The 18,299-nt window shown below is 72.2% G+C and carries 13 protein-coding genes; 5 read left to right on the forward strand and 8 right to left on the reverse strand.

The annotated features are described in order from the left end of the window. The first annotated feature begins 206 nt into the window (after window positions 1–206). Together ABZZ79_RS34665 and ABZZ79_RS34670 are read left to right on the forward strand one after the other, a co-directional pair. The gene (locus tag ABZZ79_RS34665; protein WP_356695732.1) at window positions 207–4,379 is read left to right on the forward strand and encodes a CHAT domain-containing tetratricopeptide repeat protein; all 4,173 of its coding nucleotides are present in this window, start codon (window positions 207–209) and stop codon (window positions 4,377–4,379) included. A gap of 102 nt (window positions 4,380–4,481) precedes the next feature. Further along, window positions 4,482–5,093, forward strand: a complete 612-nt coding sequence (locus ABZZ79_RS34670; RefSeq protein ID WP_356695734.1) for a hypothetical protein — start codon at window positions 4,482–4,484, stop codon at window positions 5,091–5,093. 146 nt (window positions 5,094–5,239) lie between these two features. On the opposite strand, the gene ABZZ79_RS34675 is transcribed toward ABZZ79_RS34670, so the two are convergent. Together ABZZ79_RS34675 and ABZZ79_RS34680 are read right to left on the reverse strand one after the other, a co-directional pair. Next, complete coding sequence (locus tag ABZZ79_RS34675) at window positions 5,240–5,686, reverse strand: DoxX family protein (protein ID WP_356695736.1); 447 nt, start codon at window positions 5,684–5,686, stop codon at window positions 5,240–5,242. A 498-nt stretch (window positions 5,687–6,184) separates the two neighbouring features. Beyond that, window positions 6,185–7,489 (reverse strand): M28 family metallopeptidase, encoded by a 1,305-nt coding sequence (locus ABZZ79_RS34680; protein ID WP_356695738.1) that lies wholly within the window; start codon window positions 7,487–7,489, stop codon window positions 6,185–6,187. A 583-nt stretch (window positions 7,490–8,072) separates the two neighbouring features. On the opposite strand from ABZZ79_RS34680, the gene ABZZ79_RS34685 reads away from it, so the two are divergent. From ABZZ79_RS34685 to ABZZ79_RS34695, 3 genes are all read left to right on the forward strand, one after another. Continuing rightward, on the forward strand, window positions 8,073–8,633 hold the full coding sequence (locus tag ABZZ79_RS34685; RefSeq protein ID WP_356695740.1) for a hypothetical protein: 561 nt from the start codon (window positions 8,073–8,075) through the stop codon (window positions 8,631–8,633). A gap of 38 nt (window positions 8,634–8,671) precedes the next feature. Next, window positions 8,672–11,041: a PAS domain S-box protein gene (locus ABZZ79_RS34690; RefSeq protein WP_356695742.1), complete on the forward strand. Its 2,370-nt coding sequence runs from the start codon at window positions 8,672–8,674 to the stop codon at window positions 11,039–11,041. Window positions 11,042–11,272: 231 nt separating this feature from the next. Then, entirely contained in the window at window positions 11,273–12,052 is a 780-nt protein-coding gene (locus ABZZ79_RS34695) for a GMC family oxidoreductase (RefSeq protein ID WP_356695744.1), read from the forward strand. A gap of 78 nt (window positions 12,053–12,130) precedes the next feature. Here ABZZ79_RS34695 and hypE read toward each other — a convergent pair whose 3' ends face one another. From hypE to hypA, 6 genes are read right to left on the reverse strand one after another with little or no spacing between them, the layout of a single operon-like run. Continuing rightward, window positions 12,131–13,210, reverse strand: coding sequence for a hydrogenase expression/formation protein HypE (hypE, locus tag ABZZ79_RS34700; protein ID WP_356695746.1), 1,080 nt, complete (start codon window positions 13,208–13,210; stop codon window positions 12,131–12,133). Further along, complete coding sequence (gene hypD / locus ABZZ79_RS34705; protein WP_356695748.1) at window positions 13,203–14,327, reverse strand: hydrogenase formation protein HypD; 1,125 nt, start codon at window positions 14,325–14,327, stop codon at window positions 13,203–13,205. Before hypD ends, hypE begins: the two co-directional genes overlap by 8 nt. Further along, a complete protein-coding gene (locus ABZZ79_RS34710; RefSeq protein ID WP_356695750.1) occupies window positions 14,324–14,629 on the reverse strand; it encodes a HypC/HybG/HupF family hydrogenase formation chaperone in 306 nt (101 codons plus the stop codon). Before ABZZ79_RS34710 ends, hypD begins: the two co-directional genes overlap by 4 nt. A gap of 30 nt (window positions 14,630–14,659) precedes the next feature. Continuing rightward, window positions 14,660–17,017: a carbamoyltransferase HypF gene (hypF, locus tag ABZZ79_RS34715; protein ID WP_356695752.1), complete on the reverse strand. Its 2,358-nt coding sequence runs from the start codon at window positions 17,015–17,017 to the stop codon at window positions 14,660–14,662. Further along, window positions 17,014–17,790, reverse strand: a complete 777-nt coding sequence (gene hypB, locus ABZZ79_RS34720) for a hydrogenase nickel incorporation protein HypB (RefSeq protein WP_356695754.1) — start codon at window positions 17,788–17,790, stop codon at window positions 17,014–17,016. The genes hypF and hypB overlap by 4 nt, the downstream gene beginning before the upstream one ends. 3 nt (window positions 17,791–17,793) lie before the next feature. After that, window positions 17,794–18,183 carry a hydrogenase maturation nickel metallochaperone HypA gene (gene hypA / locus ABZZ79_RS34725; protein ID WP_356695756.1) on the reverse strand — a complete coding sequence of 130 codons (390 nt, stop codon included), beginning with the start codon at window positions 18,181–18,183 and terminating at the stop codon, window positions 17,794–17,796. Window positions 18,184–18,299 lie beyond the last annotated feature (116 nt).

An 18,299-nucleotide genomic window follows, 5' to 3' on the forward strand; every position in this document is an offset into this window, starting at 1 on the left:
CTGTCGGGCGGGGCCCACCGCGACGGTGTCACCGCCGTCAGGCGGGTGGAGCCGTCAGGCGGGTGGAGCCGTCAGGCGGGTGGAGCCGTCAGTCCGCGCTTCGACGGAGTCGTCGCTCCCGGCTTGTCCGGGCTGGTCCGCGCGGCGTCGCCGGTGGCGGAGGCCGTACGGCTGCCCGACACGGAGGTTGGCTGTGCCCAGAGCGCGTGGAGGCCGATCACGCGCCGGGCGGCGTCGGGGATGGCCACGACGGCGGCGACTCCCGCGAGGACGGTCCAGACTCCGGCCTGGTCCTTCGGCTGATCACCCCGTACTTCACGGAACGGGCCGCTAGCATCACCAAGCGTCGGCGAGGGGGAGACGCGGTGCGCGATGTCTGGCTGAAGGCCGTCGAAGCCCGCTTACGTCAGGTCCGCGGCGGGCGGGATCTGTCGGCGGTGCTCGGGCCCGCGGCGCTCTACGAGGCCCAGCGGCTCGCCTCGGTGAGCGGCGAACAGGACGTACGGACGGGACTCGTGCTCGGCTGGTTCCACTGGTACCGCGGCCAGGCGCTGGTGGGTGACGAGGCCGAGACGTCCCGGCAGTCCGCCGTGTCCGCACTGGCCCTCCCTTTCGCGGCCGGTGTCGAGGATCTGCCGGAGCCGATGCTGCCGCTGCTCGCCGACGCCGTGACCCCGTCGGCCGTGCACCTCCTCAGCACCGCCATGCACGTCGCGGATCCGCACCCGCTCACTGTCTCGATCAGCCTCTGGCAGCGCATCGTTCACTGCACCGGCGACGACCATCCGGAACGGGCGGTCCTGCTGTCCAACCTCGCGTCAGCGCTGCGGGAGAGAGGCGAGCGCTCGGGCTCCGACGAAGACCTGGACGTCGCGGTGCGCCACCTCGAACGGGCCGTGGTACTGGCCGACTCCGATCTGCCCGGCAGAGCGTCGGTCGTGTCCAACCTGAGCGGCGCACTCGTGCAGCGATTCGAACGCAGAGGTTCGTCCGCCGACCTGGACACAGCCGTCACGGTGGTGCGGGAGGCGATCACCGCCATACCGCCCCAGCACCCGCAACACGCCCTGCTGCTGTCCCACTTGGGCAAGGCACTGCTACGCAGAGGGGAGCGGACGGGCTCGGAAGCGGATCTGGCGGCCGCCGTGACCCACCTTCGGCACGCCACGGCCGCACTGCCGGACGACGACCCCGAACGCGGCAGCCGGCTCGCCAACATCGCCACCGCGATGCAGATCCGTTTCGAATGGACCGGCTCACCGGCCGACCTGGCCACCGCCGTCGAACACTTCCGGCAGGCGGCGGACGCCCTTCCGGCGGATCACCCCGAGCGTTCGGGCCTCCTGGCCAACGCGGGTGCCGCGCTGACGCGGCGGTTCGAACGGTCCGGCACACCGCAGGACCTGGACTCCGGCGTCGAACTCCTGCAACAGGCACTGGCCCTCGGCCCCGATCCCGACACCGCCCAGGTGATCCTCGTCAACCTCGGCGCGGCACTGACACGCCGAGCCCATTGGACAGGCTCGGCGGCTGAGCTCGACACGGCCATCGGCCATCTCCGGCGGGCCGTCGCCGCCTTCCCCCTCTCCCACCCCGGCCGGGCGTTGACGCTCAGCAACCTCGGCATGGCCCTGCTGGCCCGTTTCAGAGGCCACGGATCGCAGGACGATCTGGACGCCGGTGTCGCCGCGTACGAGCAAGCGGTGGCGGCCACGCCCGTCGGGCACCCGACACGCGGCGGTCTCCTCAGCAACCTCGGAAGCGCGCTGACCAGCAGATACCAACGGCGCGGCACCGTTTCGGATCTGAACGCCGCCATCGCCGTCACCCAGGAGGCCCTCACGGCCTCGCCCGCCGACCACCCCTTGCTTCCGGCACTCCTCTCCCAACTGGCAAGCGTGCTGCGCGCCCGGTTCATACGCACCGGATCGGAAGCGGACCTGGACATCGCCATCGCCCACTTGGAGCGCGCGATCGCCGCCACTCCCGTCGACCATCCCGCGCTGGCCGGGCGCCTGTCCAACCTGTGCAACGCGCTGCACTCGCGCTTCCAGCGGACCGGCGGGGGGACCGACCTGGACGCGGCCATCGCCGTGGGTGAGCGTGCCGTGTCCGCCGCGCCCGTCGGGAGTGCCGAACGAGCGGCGTTCCTGGCCAACCTCGCCAACCCGCTGATCAGCCGATTCCAGCGGGACGGCGCGGCCGCGGATCTCGACGCCGCCATCGACGCGGGAGAGCGGTCGGTCACCGAGGCCCCGCGGAACCACGTCGACCGCCCGGAGTACCTCACCTCGCTCGGCGCCGCGCTGCTGCAACGACACCAGCACAACGGCGCGAGCTCAGACCTGGACAGGGCCGTAACCCGACTCCGGGAAGCGGCCGACTCCACTCCGGCCGGCCACTCCGCACGTGCCACCCGGCTGTCCAGCCTCGGCCACGCCCTGCGGCTTCGGTTCGAGCAGACCGGCGGGACGGAGCAACTGCGGGCGGCCGTCACCATCGGCAGGGAGGCGGTCGCCTCGGCACCCGGCGACCACCCGGACCGCGCCGCTGTCCTGCTCAATCTCGGCATCGCGCTGCGTCGCCACGGTGAGACCTTTCAGGACCCGGCCGCCACGGAGCAAGCGGCGGCCTGCTACACGGAGGCCGCGCACCTCCCCTCGGCGTCTCCTTCCCTGCGTATCCGGGCGGGGATCGCGGCAGTGACCGTGCTGGCGGCATCCGGCAGGACCGATGCGGCGGCGGATGTCGCCGAAGCCTCCGTCCTGCTCCTGCCCCAGGTGGCCCCCCGGCAGCTGCACCGCGGCGACCAGCAGCGCGCTATCGGAGGGTTCGCGGGCCTGGCCAGCGATGCGGCGGCGCTGGCCCTCGCCGCCGGGTCGGGGACACCGCGGGAGCGGGTGGAGCGGGCTCTGAGAGTGCTGGAGGCCGGCCGGGCGGTCCTGCTCGGTCAACGGCTCCAGACGCGCAGCGACGTCACCGACCTGCGCGCACGACACCCTGAACTGGCGCGCCGCTTCGAGCGGTTGCGTGAGGTGCTGGACGCGCCGGGGCAGTCCGCCGTGGACGTGGCGGCGCTGCCGGGCCAGGACCCAAGGGCACGGCAACGACGCGACGCGGCCGGAGAACTGGCCGCTGTCCTCGGCGAGATCCGCGCGCTGGAGGGGTTCACCTCGTTCGCGCGGCCGCCCGAGACGGGTGAACTCGTCGCCCAGGCCGCGCAAGGCCCCGTGGTCGTGTTCAACGTCAGCCGATACCGCGGCGACGCGCTGCTGCTGAACAGCGACGGCGTCACCGCGTTGCCGCTGCCGGCCCTCACCGCCGTCAGCGTCGTCGAGCGGACCGGTGCCTTCCGCCGGGCTCAGTCTCTCGCCGTGTCCGGCACCACGCCCCTGGAGAGGAAACAGGCTCAGGCCGAGCTCGTCGCGGTGCTGGAGTGGCTGTGGGACGCGGCCGCCGGCCCGGTCCTCGACGCCCTCGGCCACGGCGAGGCCCCGGTCGGTGAGGAGAGCGGCGGGGAGACACTGCCACGGGTCTGGTGGGCGCCGGGCGGTCTGCTGGGGCTGCTGCCGCTGCATGCCGCCGGGTATCACGTCGGCTCCGGGGCCGCGGGCGGCCGTCGCACCGTGATGGACCGTGTCGTCTCCTCGTACACCCCCACCGTGGCAGCCCTGCGCCATGCCCGTGAGCGCGATCAGGCGCCTCACCGGACCGCGCGCAGCCTCGTCGTGGCCATGCCTACGACACCCGGACTGCCCGGCGAGGGCCGACTGGGGTGCGTCGACCAGGAGGCCACCGAGCTGCGCGCCCTGCTGCCCAACCCCCTTGTGCTGAGGGCCCCTGACCCGGTCGGCGTGCCCGAGGACGCGCTCATGCCTACGAAGGCCAATGTGTTCAGGCTCCTGCCCGAGAGCGCCTTCGCGCACTTCGCCTGTCACGGCACGAGTGATGCCGTCGATCCTTCGAGGAGCCGCCTCCTGCTGCACGATCACCTGAGTGACCCGTTGACCGTCGACGGCCTGGCGCCCCTCGTTCTCGACCAGGCCAGACTGGCCTACCTCTCCGCCTGCCACACGGCCGCCGCCGACAAGGTGGAGCTGCTCGACGAGTCGATCCATCTCACCTCGGCTTTCCAGCTCGCCGGCTTCCCCCACGTCATCGGCACCCTGTGGCAGATCGCCGACGATGTCGCCCTCACCGTCGCCCGGCGCTTCTACGAGGGCCTGAAGACCCACGGCGCGGACTTGGACCCCCGGCGGGCCGCACACGCCCTGCATCGGGCCGTCAGGGACGCCCGCGACGGCCGGGACATGCCGGACGGTCTCGATCGCCGGCTCAGCCCGCTGCTGTGGGCCGCACATGTGCATGCCGGAGCATGACGACCTTCACACGGTGGCGGCATCGGCCGCGGCACTCGCGGGGCAGGGAGTAGGTTCGCGATCACGGGCCGTACGACCATGGGGGGAATCATGAAGTGGGCGATGAGCGACGACTACGCCGCGCTCCTCACGACGCTCATCGTGACCGTCCTCGCGGTCGGCACGATCCAGACGTACACGCTGATGCGGCGGTTGGGCGACTCGCAGACGGCGGACGTGCGCAGGACCGTCGAGGCACGTCTGAGAGTGCTGGACGCCATGCGGCGGGGCGGGGCACCCGACCCGGAGGACCTGCGTGCGGCGCATGTGTCGACGGTGAGCTTCCTGGCGCTCTCCCAGCGGAACCTGTCGGCCTACACGGCCGGTGTGGTGTGGAGTCTGGTGGTTGTCGTCCTTGGTGTGCAGCAGGTCAAGATACTGATGTGGGCGGGGTCCGCCGACCACGGGGACAGCCCGAATCTGGCCAGGGACTCCTTCTATCTGGTCGCCGTCTCCGTCGGGCTCCTGCTGGCCGAGGGAGTGGTGCGGGCGTTCGTGCGGACGTTCGTGGACCAGCGGGAGTCGCTGAAGCCGTTGCACGCGTATCCGCGCGAGGAGCGGGCCGAGATGCTCGCGGCGGTCCGGCACTTCCACAGGACCGGCGAGGCCCCCGCACCCGCACCCCCACGCGCACCCGCCGAGCCCGCACCGCCCGCTCCCCCGGCCGCTCCGTAGCGCCCCGAAGGGTGCTGCCCACAGACCTCGGACACCCTCAGCTCGACCGGGGTCCGCCGGGCTGCCGCTCACCAGGACCAGGCCGGTGTCGCGGACCTCAAGGCCCAGGTGTCGCGGCGCACTTCGCGCCTCGGGGCCTCAGCGCCTCAGGGCGTACGCCCGTGTGCCGGCTGGACGGCGCCGCGGGGCGCGCTGCGGGCGAACAGCGCCGACAGGGACAGGGCGCCCGGTCCGAAGAACACCAGCATCAGGAAGCCCCAGCAGAACAGCACCGGGGCCAGGCCGCCGTTCTGGAGCGGAAAGAGGCCGTCCTTCTGGTGTTCCGTGAAGTAGGCGAAGGCCATGATGCCGGAGCAGAGGAAGGCCGCGGCGCGCGTCGCGACGCCCAACAGGACGAGGACACCGCAGACGAGCTCGATCACCCCGGCGTACCAGAAGGGCCACTCGCCCACGGCGCTGCTCTCGCGGTCCAGGACGCCGAACACCGTGGCGGCGCCCTCGCTGGTGAACAACAGGCCTAGGACGATGCGGAACAGCCCCAGGACGACGGGCTGGTGCTTCGCCAGCCGGTCACTGACAGGTGTGTTGTTCATCGGCGGGTACTCCTGGAATCGGTCGGTGCGTCCATGGCGGACGGAACGGGATGGGGCAGGGCAGGGCAGATCCGACGGGCGCAGACCCGTCGTCATACTGAACGTGCCCACCGGGCGTCTCGTTCAACGAACCTTCTGCCGAAATGGCAGAGGCCGACGGGCGGCTCGTACTCTGCCGTTCAAACGGCGGGTACGGCACCACACCGCCGGACGTGCCCCGGCTTCCCAGTGTTCCAGGTGTTTCGGGTGTTCCAGGTGTTCACGGCGTTCACGGCGTTCACGGCGTCACCGATGTCGGACGCGTGACCGATGTTGGGGGCGTGACCGACGCCGCCCCCTCCTCCAACTCACCATGACGGCGTGGTCGGAGATCGCCACTTCGATGTTCCCGGCGGGGGTGCCCTGGTTCCGCGTGCCCGGCGGGGGTGCCCCGGTTCCGCTCTCGCAGGCTGGGACCCGGGTGGGTCGGGAGCTCTCGCCGGCCCACCCGGGGGTCTGTCACGGGAAGGTCAGCTTGAAGCTGTTGATGTAGCCGGTGTCGGCCGAGGCCTGGTCCTGCACGCGCAGCTTCCAGCTGCCGTTGGCGACCTCGGACGAGGCGTTGACCGTGTAGGTGGTCTGGACGTTGTCGGCCGAGTCGGACGACGAGAACGGCTTCAGGTTGTAGACCGTGCCGTCGGGGGCGACGAGGTCGACGACGAGGTCACCGCGCCAGGTGTGGATGATGTCCACGCCGACGGCGAGGTTGCTGGGCGCGTTGCCGGTGATGCCCGTGACGTTGACCGAGGACGTCACGGCGGCGCCGTTGTCCGGGATGGAGACATCGGCGGTGTTCTCGAAGACCGTCCCGGTCGGCGGGGTCGTCCCGGAGGACAGGGTCCAGATCGCGTGGGCGATGGCGTCGCTGTTGCGGTCCAGGGCCGTGTCGTTGATGTTCGAGGTGGTGTCGCAGGAGGAGTGGTAGCAGCGGTCGAAGGCGGTCGCGGTGCCGCCCCACTTCTGCACCTGGGCGGAGGTCTTGACCCGGCTGGCGCCTGTGAAGAGCCCGCCGACCGGGATGCCCACGTTCTTGAAGGAGGCGTGGTCGGAGCGGCCGTCGCCCTCGGTCTCGATCTCGGTCGGCACGCCGAGACCGGCGAAGTAGTTCTTGAACGTCTGCTCGATCGTCGGGTCGTCGTCGTAGACGAAGTAGCCCGGGTTGGGCGATCCGATCATGTCGAAGTTCAGGTACCCGCTGATCTTCGCGCGCTCGGCGGTCGGCAGGTTGTTGACGTAGTACTTCGAGCCGACGAGCCCGAGTTCCTCGGCGCCCCACCAGCCGAAGCGGAGGTGCTTGGTGGGCTGGTAGCCGGACTGTGAGACGGCGAGGGCGGTCTCCAGGATCGCCGCCGAGCCCGAGCCGTTGTCGTTGATGCCCGGCCCGGAGGTCACCGAGTCGAGGTGCGAACCCGCCATGACGACCTGGTTGGCGTCGCCGCCGGGCCAGTCGGCGATGAGGTTGTAGCCGGTGCTGCCGTTGTACGTGAACTGCTGGACGGTCGTGGTGAATCCGGCCGCGTCCAGCTTCGCCTTCACGAAGTCGATGGACGCCTTGTAGCCGGTCCGGCCGTGGGCGCGGTTCCCGCCGTTGGCGGTCGCGATCGACTGCAGGTCGGCGAGGTGCTGCTTGACGTTGGCCACCGAGATGTCGGGCGCGGCGGCAGCGGCCTGCTCGGCGGTGGCGGCGGGGACGGCCCCGGCGAGCAGCGCGGCGACGGCGGTGCCGGCGAGCGCGAGGGCACGTCTGTGAGCGGAGAGTGTCATGTGGGGGCTCCGTGATTCCGAACTGGGGTTGGGTTGCGGAACGTGCGTGACACCCCGCGGCGTCGGTGATGCGGGGTGGCTGGAGCTGTGTGGTGCCTGTGCCAGATGCGGCTGTGCGAGCTGAATGTTCGATGAATGTTTGACGTAACGTCAAGAGCGCTAACCGGACTGGGGTGTTCGCAGAGCGGACACCGGCCCGGCGGCACCCGTTTCAGCAGCGTGCGGCGGGCTGCGCGGGCGGACACCGAACATGTGACCTGCGCCACAGGGCGCGTGGAGGAGGGTACGGATCGCGAACTTCCGTGGCGTAGCGGACGATCATTGAGCCACCGAAGTCCGGGCCCGGCCGGCCCACCCGCGGACGTGCCGGAAGTGCGTGGTCAACTCCCCCGACCCGGACAAGACATGGAAGGCGAGCGCGGGCGGATGGTCCAGGTGGACATGGTCCTGGGGATGCGCGCGGTGCTCCCCAGGGGAGCCGGAGGGTGGAGACGACTCCGGGGGCGACCAGCCCGGGGCGTCCGGCGAACGCGGTCGCCGCGGCGGTGTGGGCGTGGTCGCAGAGGAACGCCGCGATGCTGGGGTGACGCTCGACGAGAGCGGTGAACCGTTCGGCGCCGAACTGGCGGATGCCGTCGATGAACGGGACGTGCAGCCGCGCGGGCGGGTGATGGAAGCCGACCGGCACGGGCGTCCGCTCGGACGTCCCGGCCAGGACGTCCTCCAGCCATGTCAGGGTCTCGTCCGCGAGGAAGGCCTCCTCCTTCCCCGGCACGGACGAGTCGCACATCGCGATGACCGCCCCGGCGCTCCGATGCACCTGGTTGACGGGCCGCGCCGAACTCGCCTGCCCCAGAAGGTGAGTCCGAAAGCCTCGCGCCGGTCATGGTTGCCGGGACAGAGCATCACCGGATGGCGCGAACTGAACAGCCGGCGGGCCACCTCGTACTCCGCGGGCAGACCGTGTTCCGAGCTCCACATCGACGGCGACGGGCGCCTGCCGGGTCTGCTCGTCGGCTTCGCGGCGCCACCCGAACACGCCTGCCGGCCCGCGCTGGACGCCCTGTTCGAGACCTTACGGGACCTGGAAAGCGGCAGGCTATCGAAGCGTGTCGACCACCTTCGGACGCGAGGCGACCAGTAACGAGCATGCGCGGGTGCCGCGAACCGGGATGCGCTGTGATGGCACGATTCATCGTTAACCAGCAGCCGGTTGGGGCCTACATGGACGACATGGTCAGTACGGCGACGAGACGCACCACCCTCACCACTCGGCCGGCCTGCTGCCACCACGGAACCCCGGTGGACGGCGCCGAGGCGGGCGAGGAGCGCTTCCGGGGGCTGCTGGAGGCGGCCCCGGACGCGATGGTCATCGTCGACGGCGAAGGCCGGATCCGACTCGTCAACGCCCAGACCGAAACACTCTTCGGCTACGGACGCGCGGAACTCCTCGGCCAGAGCGTCGACCTGCTCATCCCCGACCGCTTCCGCGGCCAACACGCCCACCACCGCGGCGCCTACGCCGCCACCCGCCAGGTCCGCCCCATGGGCGCCGGACTCGAACTCCACGGACTACGCAAAGACGGCACCGAATTCCCCGTCGAGATCAGCCTCAGCCCCCTCGAAACCACCGACGGCCTCCTCGTCTCCGCCGCCGTCCGAGACGTCAGCGACCGCAAAGCGGCCGAACAGCGCTTCCGGGGGCTGTTGGAGGCCGCCCCGGACGCGATGGTCATCGTCGACGGCGAAGGCCGGATCCGACTCGTCAACGCCCAGACCGAAACACTCTTCGGCTACGGACGCGCGGAACTCCTCGGCCAGAGCGTCGACCTGCTCATCCCCGACCGCTTCCGCGGCCAACACGCCCACCACCGCGGCGCCTACGCCGCCACCCGCCAGGTCCGCCCCATGGGCGCCGGACTCGAACTCCACGGACTACGCAAAGACGGCACCGAATTCCCCGTCGAGATCAGCCTCAGCCCCCTCGAAACCACCGACGGCCTCCTCGTCTCCGCCGCCGTCCGAGACGTCAGCGACCGCAAAGCAGCCGAACAGCACATCAACCACCTGGCCGCCCTCGTCGAGTCGTCCCAGGACGCGATCCTCGCCAAGACCCTCGACGGACGCATCACGTACTGGAACGCCGCCGCCCAGCGGTTGTACGGTTACAGCGCCGAGCAGGCGATCGGCCGCAACGTGTCCATGCTCGCCCTGCCCGACCGCGCGCACGAGATCACCGCGCTCCTGGAACGGCTCGCCCGCGGCGAGAAGATCGAGCACTTCGAGACCTTCAGGGTGACACGCAGCGGCCGACTGCTGGACGTGGACGTGACCCTGTGGCCCACCCGGGCCGCCGACGGCACGGTCGAGGGCGCGTGCGCCATCGTGCGCGACATCAGCGACCGCAAACGCGCCGAAGCCGAACTCCAGGCCCTCTACGAGCAGCAGCGCCACATAGCCCTGACCCTCCAGCGCAGCCTCATGGGCACCCCGCCGGCCATTCCGGGTCTGGCCACCGCGAGCCGCTATCTGCCGGCCACGCAGGGCGCGGGGGTGGGCGGTGACTGGTTCGACCTCATCCCGCTGGGGGCGGGCCGGGTCGGCATCCTCATCGGGGATGTGATGGGCCGCGGCCTGGACGCCGCCGCCGTCATGGGCCAGTTACGGGCCGCCGCGCACGCCCTGGCCAAGACCGGCATGGAACCACGGCAGTTGATGCAGGCTCTCGACGCGATCGTCGCCGATCTCGACCTGCCCGACCAGCTGGTCACCTGCTGCTATCTCGTCCTCGCCCCGGACACGGGCGAGGTGACCTTCTGCTCGGCCGGTCATCTGCCGGCCCTGCTCGCTGACCGGGACAGCGGCGTGCGGGCGCTCCAGGCCCCGGTCAGCGCGCCCCTCGGCGTCGGCGGCATCCTGCACCAGCAGGCCCGCGTGGCCGTCCCGCCCGGGGCCGCGCTCGTGCTCTACACAGACGGCCTGATCGAGACCCCGGGCAGCGACATCGAGCACCGACTCGCCGCGCTCGTCCGCGCCCTCGACGACTCCTTCGCCGCCACCGACAGCCTGGAGGACACCGCCGACCACGTCCTCGCCGCACTGCTGCCCGACGCCGACGGGCACAACGACGACGTCACCCTGCTCCTGGCCCGCCTCCCCTCCGCCCCGCTCGCCGCCGCGACCACCCATCTGCCGGCCGTACCCGCCGCCGTCGGCGAGGCACGCGCCTTCCTGACCAAGACCCTCACCGACTGGGACTGCGCCGACCTCGTCGACGACGCGCGGCTCCTGGTCTCCGAGGTCCTCACCAACGCCATCCAGCACGCGCAGGGCCCCCTGAGCCTGCATCTGCGCCGCAACGCCACCGAGCTCACCGTCGAGATCAGCGACCGCAGCCCGCAACTCCCCCAGCCCCGCCCCGCCTCCCTCGACGACGAGTCCGGCCGCGGCCTCCTCCTCGTCGACGCACTCGCCGACGGCTGGGGGGTGCGGCCCAACGACGACGGGAAGACGACCTGGTTCACGTTTCAGGTGTGCGTCGCGGAGATCTGAGTGATCCCGCCGGCTCGGCCGGCTCCGCGGCGCCCAGACCGCCGCCCGAGGCGGTGAGCGGGCCGAGCAGGTCCCGCCCGGCCTCCCCGGCCCGCCTGCCGTTGCTTCAGCTCGCGCCGCGCCTCCGCGCGGATCACCTGCGCGACAGAGGATCCTCCCAGGGGCCCTACGATGCCGGGGTCGCGCAACGGGTGGTGTCCCGGCACATCGCCCGCGTCCGACTCCCGGGACTTGCGCGGCACGGTTCCACCTCGTGCGCCCGCCGTTGACGCCGCGTCTGGTCGCGACGGCCGCCGCTGTGCGCGCCGCTCCGGTCTGGGCCGCCATCCCCGGCTCGGCCGCAATCTGAGCGTCCATCCCGCGACGACTCTCGCCGGCCGCTTCGCCGAGCCGGTCACCGCCTGGGAGGGGGTGCTGCAGAGCGTGGGCGTGGAGGAGCACCACGAACGCCACGGTGTGCTCATCGAGGCCACCGCCACGCCGCCCGGCATGGGCACCTTCGTCCTGCCGGGCCTGGGCGCCGACCTGCGCCGCGAGCTGGAGGACGCCCACCGGCTCGCCACGCTCGGCGCGATGATCGCCGACCGCCCCTCCGGGCGCGTACTCGGCGGCGATCGCACGCTGATCCGGTACGACCTCCACCGCCGCGACGCCGGACGGCTGCTGCGTTCGGTGCACGCGATGGGCGAACTGCTCTTCGCCGCGGGCGCCGAAGAGGTACTGACGGGCATCCCCGCCACGCCCCGGGTGCGCACCCTCGAAGAGCTTGAGGACCTGCTCGCCCGCACCGGGGCGAACCGGCTCCATGTCTCCGCCCACCACCCCACGGGCACGATCGCCGCGGGCGCGGGCCCGGGACGCTGCCCCGCGGACGCCGACGGACGCCTCCGCGGGGTGCGGGGTGTCCTGATCGCCGACGCCTCGGTGCTGCCGTCCTGCCCCGGGGTCAATCCGCAGCTGAGCATCATGGCTGCCGCGCTGGCCGTCACGGAGCTGTACCTGGGGCGCTGAGTCACCGCCCCGGCCGCCGCACCACGGCCGGGACGGCGGCCGGGGCGGCGGCCGCGGTGGGAGCGCGGCCTGCGCGGTTCAGCAGATCCGCGGCAGTTGCTCCCCGATCGGCAGGTCGACCACCCGTGTCCCACCGAGCCCGGTGCGGGCCACGACCATGCCCGGATGGGTCTCGACGGCCTCACCGACCACCGCGGCGTCCCGGCCCAGCGGATGGGCCCGCATCGCGGCGAGGACGGCGTCGGCGTGCTCGCGCGGGACGAAGGCCACCAGCTTGCCCTCGTTGGCGATGTACAGGGGGTCCAGGCCGAGGATGGCGCAGGCGTTGGCCACTTCCGGCGGCACGGGCACATCGCGTTCCCGCAGGACCACGCCCGTACCGGAGGCGGCCGCGATCTCGTTGAGGGAGGCCGCGAGACCGCCGCGCGTGGGATCGCGCAGCACGTGCAGATCCGGGGTGACGGCGAGCATGGTCTCGACGAGGCCGCCGAGTGCCGCGCAGTCGCTCTCGATCTCCACGCCGAACTCCAGGCCCTCGCGGACGCTCATCACCGCCACGCCGTGGACACCGATGGCGCCGCTGACGATCACGACGTCACCGGGAACCACCCGCTGCGGGCGCAGATCGACGCCCGCCGGGACGAGCCCGATACCGGCCGTGTTGATGTAGACGCCGTCTCCGTGTCCGGACTCGACGACCTTGGTGTCGCCGGTCGCCACCTCCACGCCGGCGGTGCGGGCGGCCGCGCCCAGCGCCTCGGCGACCCGGGTGACCGTCTCCAGCTCGACGCCCTCTTCGAGGATGAACCCGCAGGAGAGGTAGGCGGCTCGGGCCCCGCTCATGGCGAGGTCGTTGACCGTGCCGTTGACCGCCAGGTCGCCGATGCTGCCGCCGGGGAAGAACAGTGGGCGTACGACGTAGGAGTCCGTGGAGAACGCCAGCCGGGCGCCGCCCAGGGCGAGGACCGCGGCGTCGCCCATCTGGGAGAGCGTCTCGCCGCCGTAGGCGGGGGCGAAGATCTGCTGGACGAGTTCGGCGGAGAGGGCACCGCCGCCGCCGTGGCCCATGACGACCCTGGGCCGGTCGCGCACGGGCGCCGGGCAGGTCCACGCCTCGATGTCCAGGGGCGCGGGGTCGAGTTCGGTACGGTCAGACAACGGGACTCGCCTCCCGGGGCGTGGTGGGCAGCTCCAGCCGCCGGTAGAGGTAGTAGGCCGCGCAGGCGCCCTCGCTGGAGACCATGGTGGCGCCCAGCGGCGTCCGGGGGGTGCACAGGGTGCCGAAGGCGGCGCACTCGTGCGGCTTGAGCAGTCCCTGGAGGACTTCTCCGCTGCGGCACTCGGCGGGTTCCTCGGTGCGGATGCCGGTCACGCGGAAGCGGTGCTCGGCGTCGTAGTCGCGGTACTTCGGCGACAGCCGCCAGCCGCTGTCGGGGATGACTCCGATGCCCCGCCAGGCGCGGTCAGTGACCTCGAAGACGTCCTCCAGCATGGCGCGGGCCGCCGGGTTGCCGCTGGGGCGGACGGCTCGGGCGTAGGCGTTGTCGACGGTGTGCTCGCCGCGTTCCAGCTGCCGTACGGTGCGGCGTACGCCTTCCAGGATGTCCAGGGGTTCGAAGCCCGTGACGACGATCGGCACCCGGAAGCGCTCGGCCAGCTCCGGGTACTCCCCCATGCCCATCACACTGCACACGTGCCCGGCGGCGAGGAAGCCCTGCACCCGGCAGGTGGGCGACGACATGATCGCCTCGATCGCGGGGGGCACGCGCACGTGGGACACCAGCATGCTGAAGTTCTTGATGCCCTCCTTGCGTGCCTGATGGACCGTCATGGCGTTGGGCGGCGCGGTGGTCTCGAAGCCGATGCCGAAGAACACCACCTCGCGGTGCGGGTTCTGGCGCGCGATCCGCAGGGCGTCGAGCGGGGAGTACACGACCCGGACGTCACCGCCCTCGCCGCGCACCTGGAACAGGTCCCGGCCGGTGCCGGGCACGCGCAGCATGTCGCCGAAGGAGCAGAAGATCACCTCGGGGCGGGAGGCGATCTCCAGCGCCTTGTCGATGATCTCCAGCGGGGTCACACACACGGGGCAGCCCGGCCCGTGGATCAACTCGATCTCGTCCGGCAGGAGTTGGTCGATCCCGTGCCGGATGATGCTGTGCGTCTGCCCTCCGCACACCTCCATCAGCGCCCAGGGCCTGGTCACGGTGGCGTGGATGTCGTCGAGCAGCCGTCGGGCCAGCTCCGGGTCCTGGAACTCGTCGATGTACTTCACTGGTTGCGCACCTCTTCCACCGGTTCGACGCCCGCCTCGGCCGCCGCCATCTCCCAGGCGTCGCCGAACTCCTCCTGGAGCATGCCGAGTTCGGCGAAGAGTTCGAGCGTCTGCTTCGCCGACTCCTCGTCCAGCCGTTGCAGGGCGAACCCGACGTGCACGATGGCGTACTCGCCGACCTGGAGGTCCGGCAGATACTCCAGGCACACCTCCTTGACGACTCCGCCGAAGTCGACGGTGGCCATCCGGGTGCCGTCCCGGTCCTCGATGTCCAGCACTCTGCCGGGTACCGCCAGGCACATGGGCCTCTCCTCGCTGTGGTCGCGGGTGGTTCAGTCGTCGGTCGTCGTCCGGGCGGCCACCATCAGCTGGCCGAGCGCCAGGCCGCCGTCGCCCGGCGGCACCAGCCGGTGCCGCAGGACCGTGAAGCCGTCCTGGCCGAGGGCGGCCGAACAGGCGGTGGAAAGCAGCGTGTTGGCGAACACCCCGCCGGTCAGGGCGACCGTGTCCAGCCCGTGCCGCTCCCGCGCCAGCCGGCACATCCGGTGCACCAGCGCGGCCACCCCGCGGTGGAAGCGGGCGGCGATCACGTCCGCTCCGACACCCGCGCGCAGGTCGGCCACGACGGCCGCCATCAGGGGCGCCGGGTCGGCCCGCAGCGGCTCGCCCGCCCGGACGTCGAAGGGGTACGCGGTGGTGTCCGCGCCCGGTGCGCGCAGCGCGGCGGCCTCCAGCTCGACGGCGGCCTGCGCCTCGTGGCCCGCCAGGTGGCACACCCCGGCGAGCGAGCACACGGCGTCGAACAGGCGGCCCATGCTGGAGGTGGGGACGCAGTTCAGATCGCGCTCCAACTGCCGCTCCAGCAAGCGCAGTTCGTCGGGCGGGCAAGCCGTCGTGCAGGCGAGGTCGCCGGCCCAGTCGAGGCCGGCCGCGCGCAGGTGGGCCAGGGCCATGCGGTACGGCCTGCGCACCGCGCTGTCGCCGCCGGGCAGGGGGACATAGCCGAGGTGCCCGAACCGGAGGTAGCCGTCGTAGTCCGCGAGCAGGAACTCCCCGCCCCACACGGCACCGTCGTCGCCGTGCCCGGTGCCGTCGAAGGCGACGCCGATCACCGGCCGAGTGCCGTCGAGCCCGTGCTCGGCCATCGTCGAGGCGATGTGGGCGTGGTGGTGCTGGACACGGACGACGGTCCGGCCGGCCGCGTTCCGCTCGGCCCAGCGCGCGGAGCGGTACCCGGGATGCCGGTCGGCGACCAGTCTCCCCGGCCGTACACCGGTGATGAACTCCATTTGTTCCACGGCGCCTTCGAAGGCGTGCTGGGTTTCGAGGCCGTCCATGTCGCCGATGTGCGCCGACAGCCAGGCCATGCGCCCCTCTCCCAGGCAGAAGGCGTTCTTCAGGTCGCCTCCGACGGCGAGTGCGGGACGTACGGGCACGGGAAGCGCCACCGGCAGCGGGGCGTAGCCGCGCGAGCGCCGGAGCACCAGGGGCTGTCCGTCGCAGACACGGACCACGGAGTCGTCGCAGGGGACGTTGATCGGCCTGTCGTGCGTCAGCCAGGCGTCGGCCAGCTGCGCCAGTCGCTCCATGGCCTCGGCGTCGTCGGTGACGATCGGCTCGCCGGAGAGGTTTCCGCTGGTCATGACGAGCAGGCGGGGGCCGTCCGGGTCGCCGGGCAGGCCGAGCAGCAGGTGGTGCAGGGGTGTGTACGGCAGCATCACGCCGAGATCGGGGCTGCCGGGGGCGACGGCCTCGGCGGGGCGCACCGACCCTGCCGGATACGCCGGTGCGGGGCGGCGGCGCAGCAGGACGACGGGGCGGACCGCGCCTTCGAGCAGACCGCGCTCATGCGGGCCCAGCCGGACGAGGTGCTCGACCTCGGCCGCGCTCTTGGCCATGACGGCGAACGGCTTGTCGCCCCGTGCCTTGCGCTGCCGCAGGAGGGTGACCGCGGCCTCGTCGGTGGCGTCGCAGGCGAGGTGGTAGCCGCCGAGTCCCTTCACGGCGAGGATCGCGCCGCGCGCGAGGAGGGCGCGGGCCTCGGCGACCGCGTCCGTCGCCGTGCTGTCGGTCCCTGGAACCACCAGCCGCAGCCGGGGCCCGCAGGCCGGGCAGGCGACCGGCTGCGCGTGGAAGCGCCGGTCGGCCGGATCGCCGTACTCGCGGGCGCAGTCGGGGCACATCGGGAAGCGGGCCATCGTGGTGTTCGCCCGGTCGTAGGGCACACCGGTGACGATCGTGAAGCGCGGCCCGCAGTGGGTGCAGTTGACGAACGGGTGGCGGTGGCGCCGGTCGGCCGGATCGGCCAGCTCGGCGAGGCAGTCGGCGCAGGTGGCGGTGTCGGGCGAGACCAGGGTGCGCGCCGGGCCGCCGGCGCGGGAGGCGAGGATGGTGAAGGCCCCGCCCCCGGTCGCGGGCACCTCCCGGTGGTGGACGGACTCCACCCGGGCCAGCGGTGGCGCCTGGAGCGCGATCCGGTCGCAGAAGCGGGTCACGGCCGCGGCACTGCCCTCGACCTCGACGACGACTCCCTCGGGGGTGTTGGTCACATGCCCGGTCAGGGCGAGTTCGTTGGCCAGGCCGTAGACGTACGGCCGGAAGCCCACGCCCTGCACCACGCCCCGTACGACGACCCGTCGGCGGTGCGGCGGATCCTGCGGGCCGGCGGCCGGCCGGGCCGGTGCGCTCACGAGCGGGTCGGGGCCGGGGCGAGGGCGTCGGCCACGCCCGGGTGCGGGTGTGCGTGCGCGTCCTGGTGCGCGTGGCCGTGCTGCGGGTGGCGGGCCATGACCGGTGTGTGCGGGGGCGCGCCCTGCGCGGCGGCGAGCGCCCGGTCGAGCAGAACGCCGCCGCCCTCGCCCCGGCGCGCCGAGGTCAGCACGATCTCCACACCCGGGTTGACCTGCTCCACGTTCGCGCGGAAGGCGTCCTCGTCGAACTCCACCGCCTCGGCGATGTCGGTCTTCGTCACCACCACCAGGTGGGCCAGGCCGAAGGCGGTGGGGTACTTGAGGGGCTTGTCCTCGCCCTCGGTCACGGAGGCGAGGACGACCCGGAGGGTCTCGCCGAGGTCGTAGGAGGCGGGGCAGACCAGGTTGCCGACGTTCTCCACGAACAGCAGCCGGGTGCCGAGGGGCAGCCAGCCGTCCAGGTGTCCGGCGAGCATCGCCGCCTCCAGATGGCACAGTCCGTCGGTGAGCACCTGCTTGACCGGGACGCCGGAGCGCGCGAGGCGTGCGGCGTCGTTCTCGGTGGCGAGGTCGGCGGTGAGCGCGGCGACGGGAACGGACCGCTCGCGGGCTAGGACCAGTTCGCGTTCCAGCAGCGCGGTCTTGCCGCTGCCCGGGCTGGAGAGGAGATTGACGACGGTGGTACCCCGGGCCGCGAGGTGGCTGCGCAGAAGTCCGGCGCTGGCGTCGTTCTTGGCGAGCACGGCCTGTTGCAGGTCGACGACACGGCACATGGTTCAGCTCTCCTCGGAGATCGGTTCGCGGGCGGCCGGGTCGCCGCTCTCCCACCGCACGTCGGTGATCTGCAGCTCCCGGCCCGCGAGCAGTTCGACGGCCGACCCGTCGCAGCCGGGGCAGTTCAGCCGGGGCGGCATGCCGACGGCCCACTCGCGCGCACAGGGCGTGCAGCGGGCCCGGCCGGGCACCTCTTCCGTGACCAGTTCGGCGCCCTCCAGCAGGGTGCCGGCGCAGGCGAGTTCGAAGCAGAAGGTGAGGGAGTCGGGTACGACACCGGCGAGTTCGCCCACCTTCAGCCGTACCGATCGCACGGCGGTGACACCTGTGTGCTGCGCGGCGGCCGTTTCCACCTGGTCGATCACGGCCAGCGCGATGGACATCTCGTGCATAGGTCCTCGTCCTCCCAGGGCCGGCCCTCATTCAAGGCGAGGGCTCCTGGTGCGAGGGCCCGGCACGCCGTGCCCGCGGCGGCGGGTACGCCGTTCGACGCAAGGCGGCGGCGTAC

Source organism: Streptomyces sp. NPDC006458 (genome assembly GCF_040612135.1).
Classification (GTDB): Bacteria; Actinomycetota; Actinomycetes; order Streptomycetales; family Streptomycetaceae; genus Streptomyces.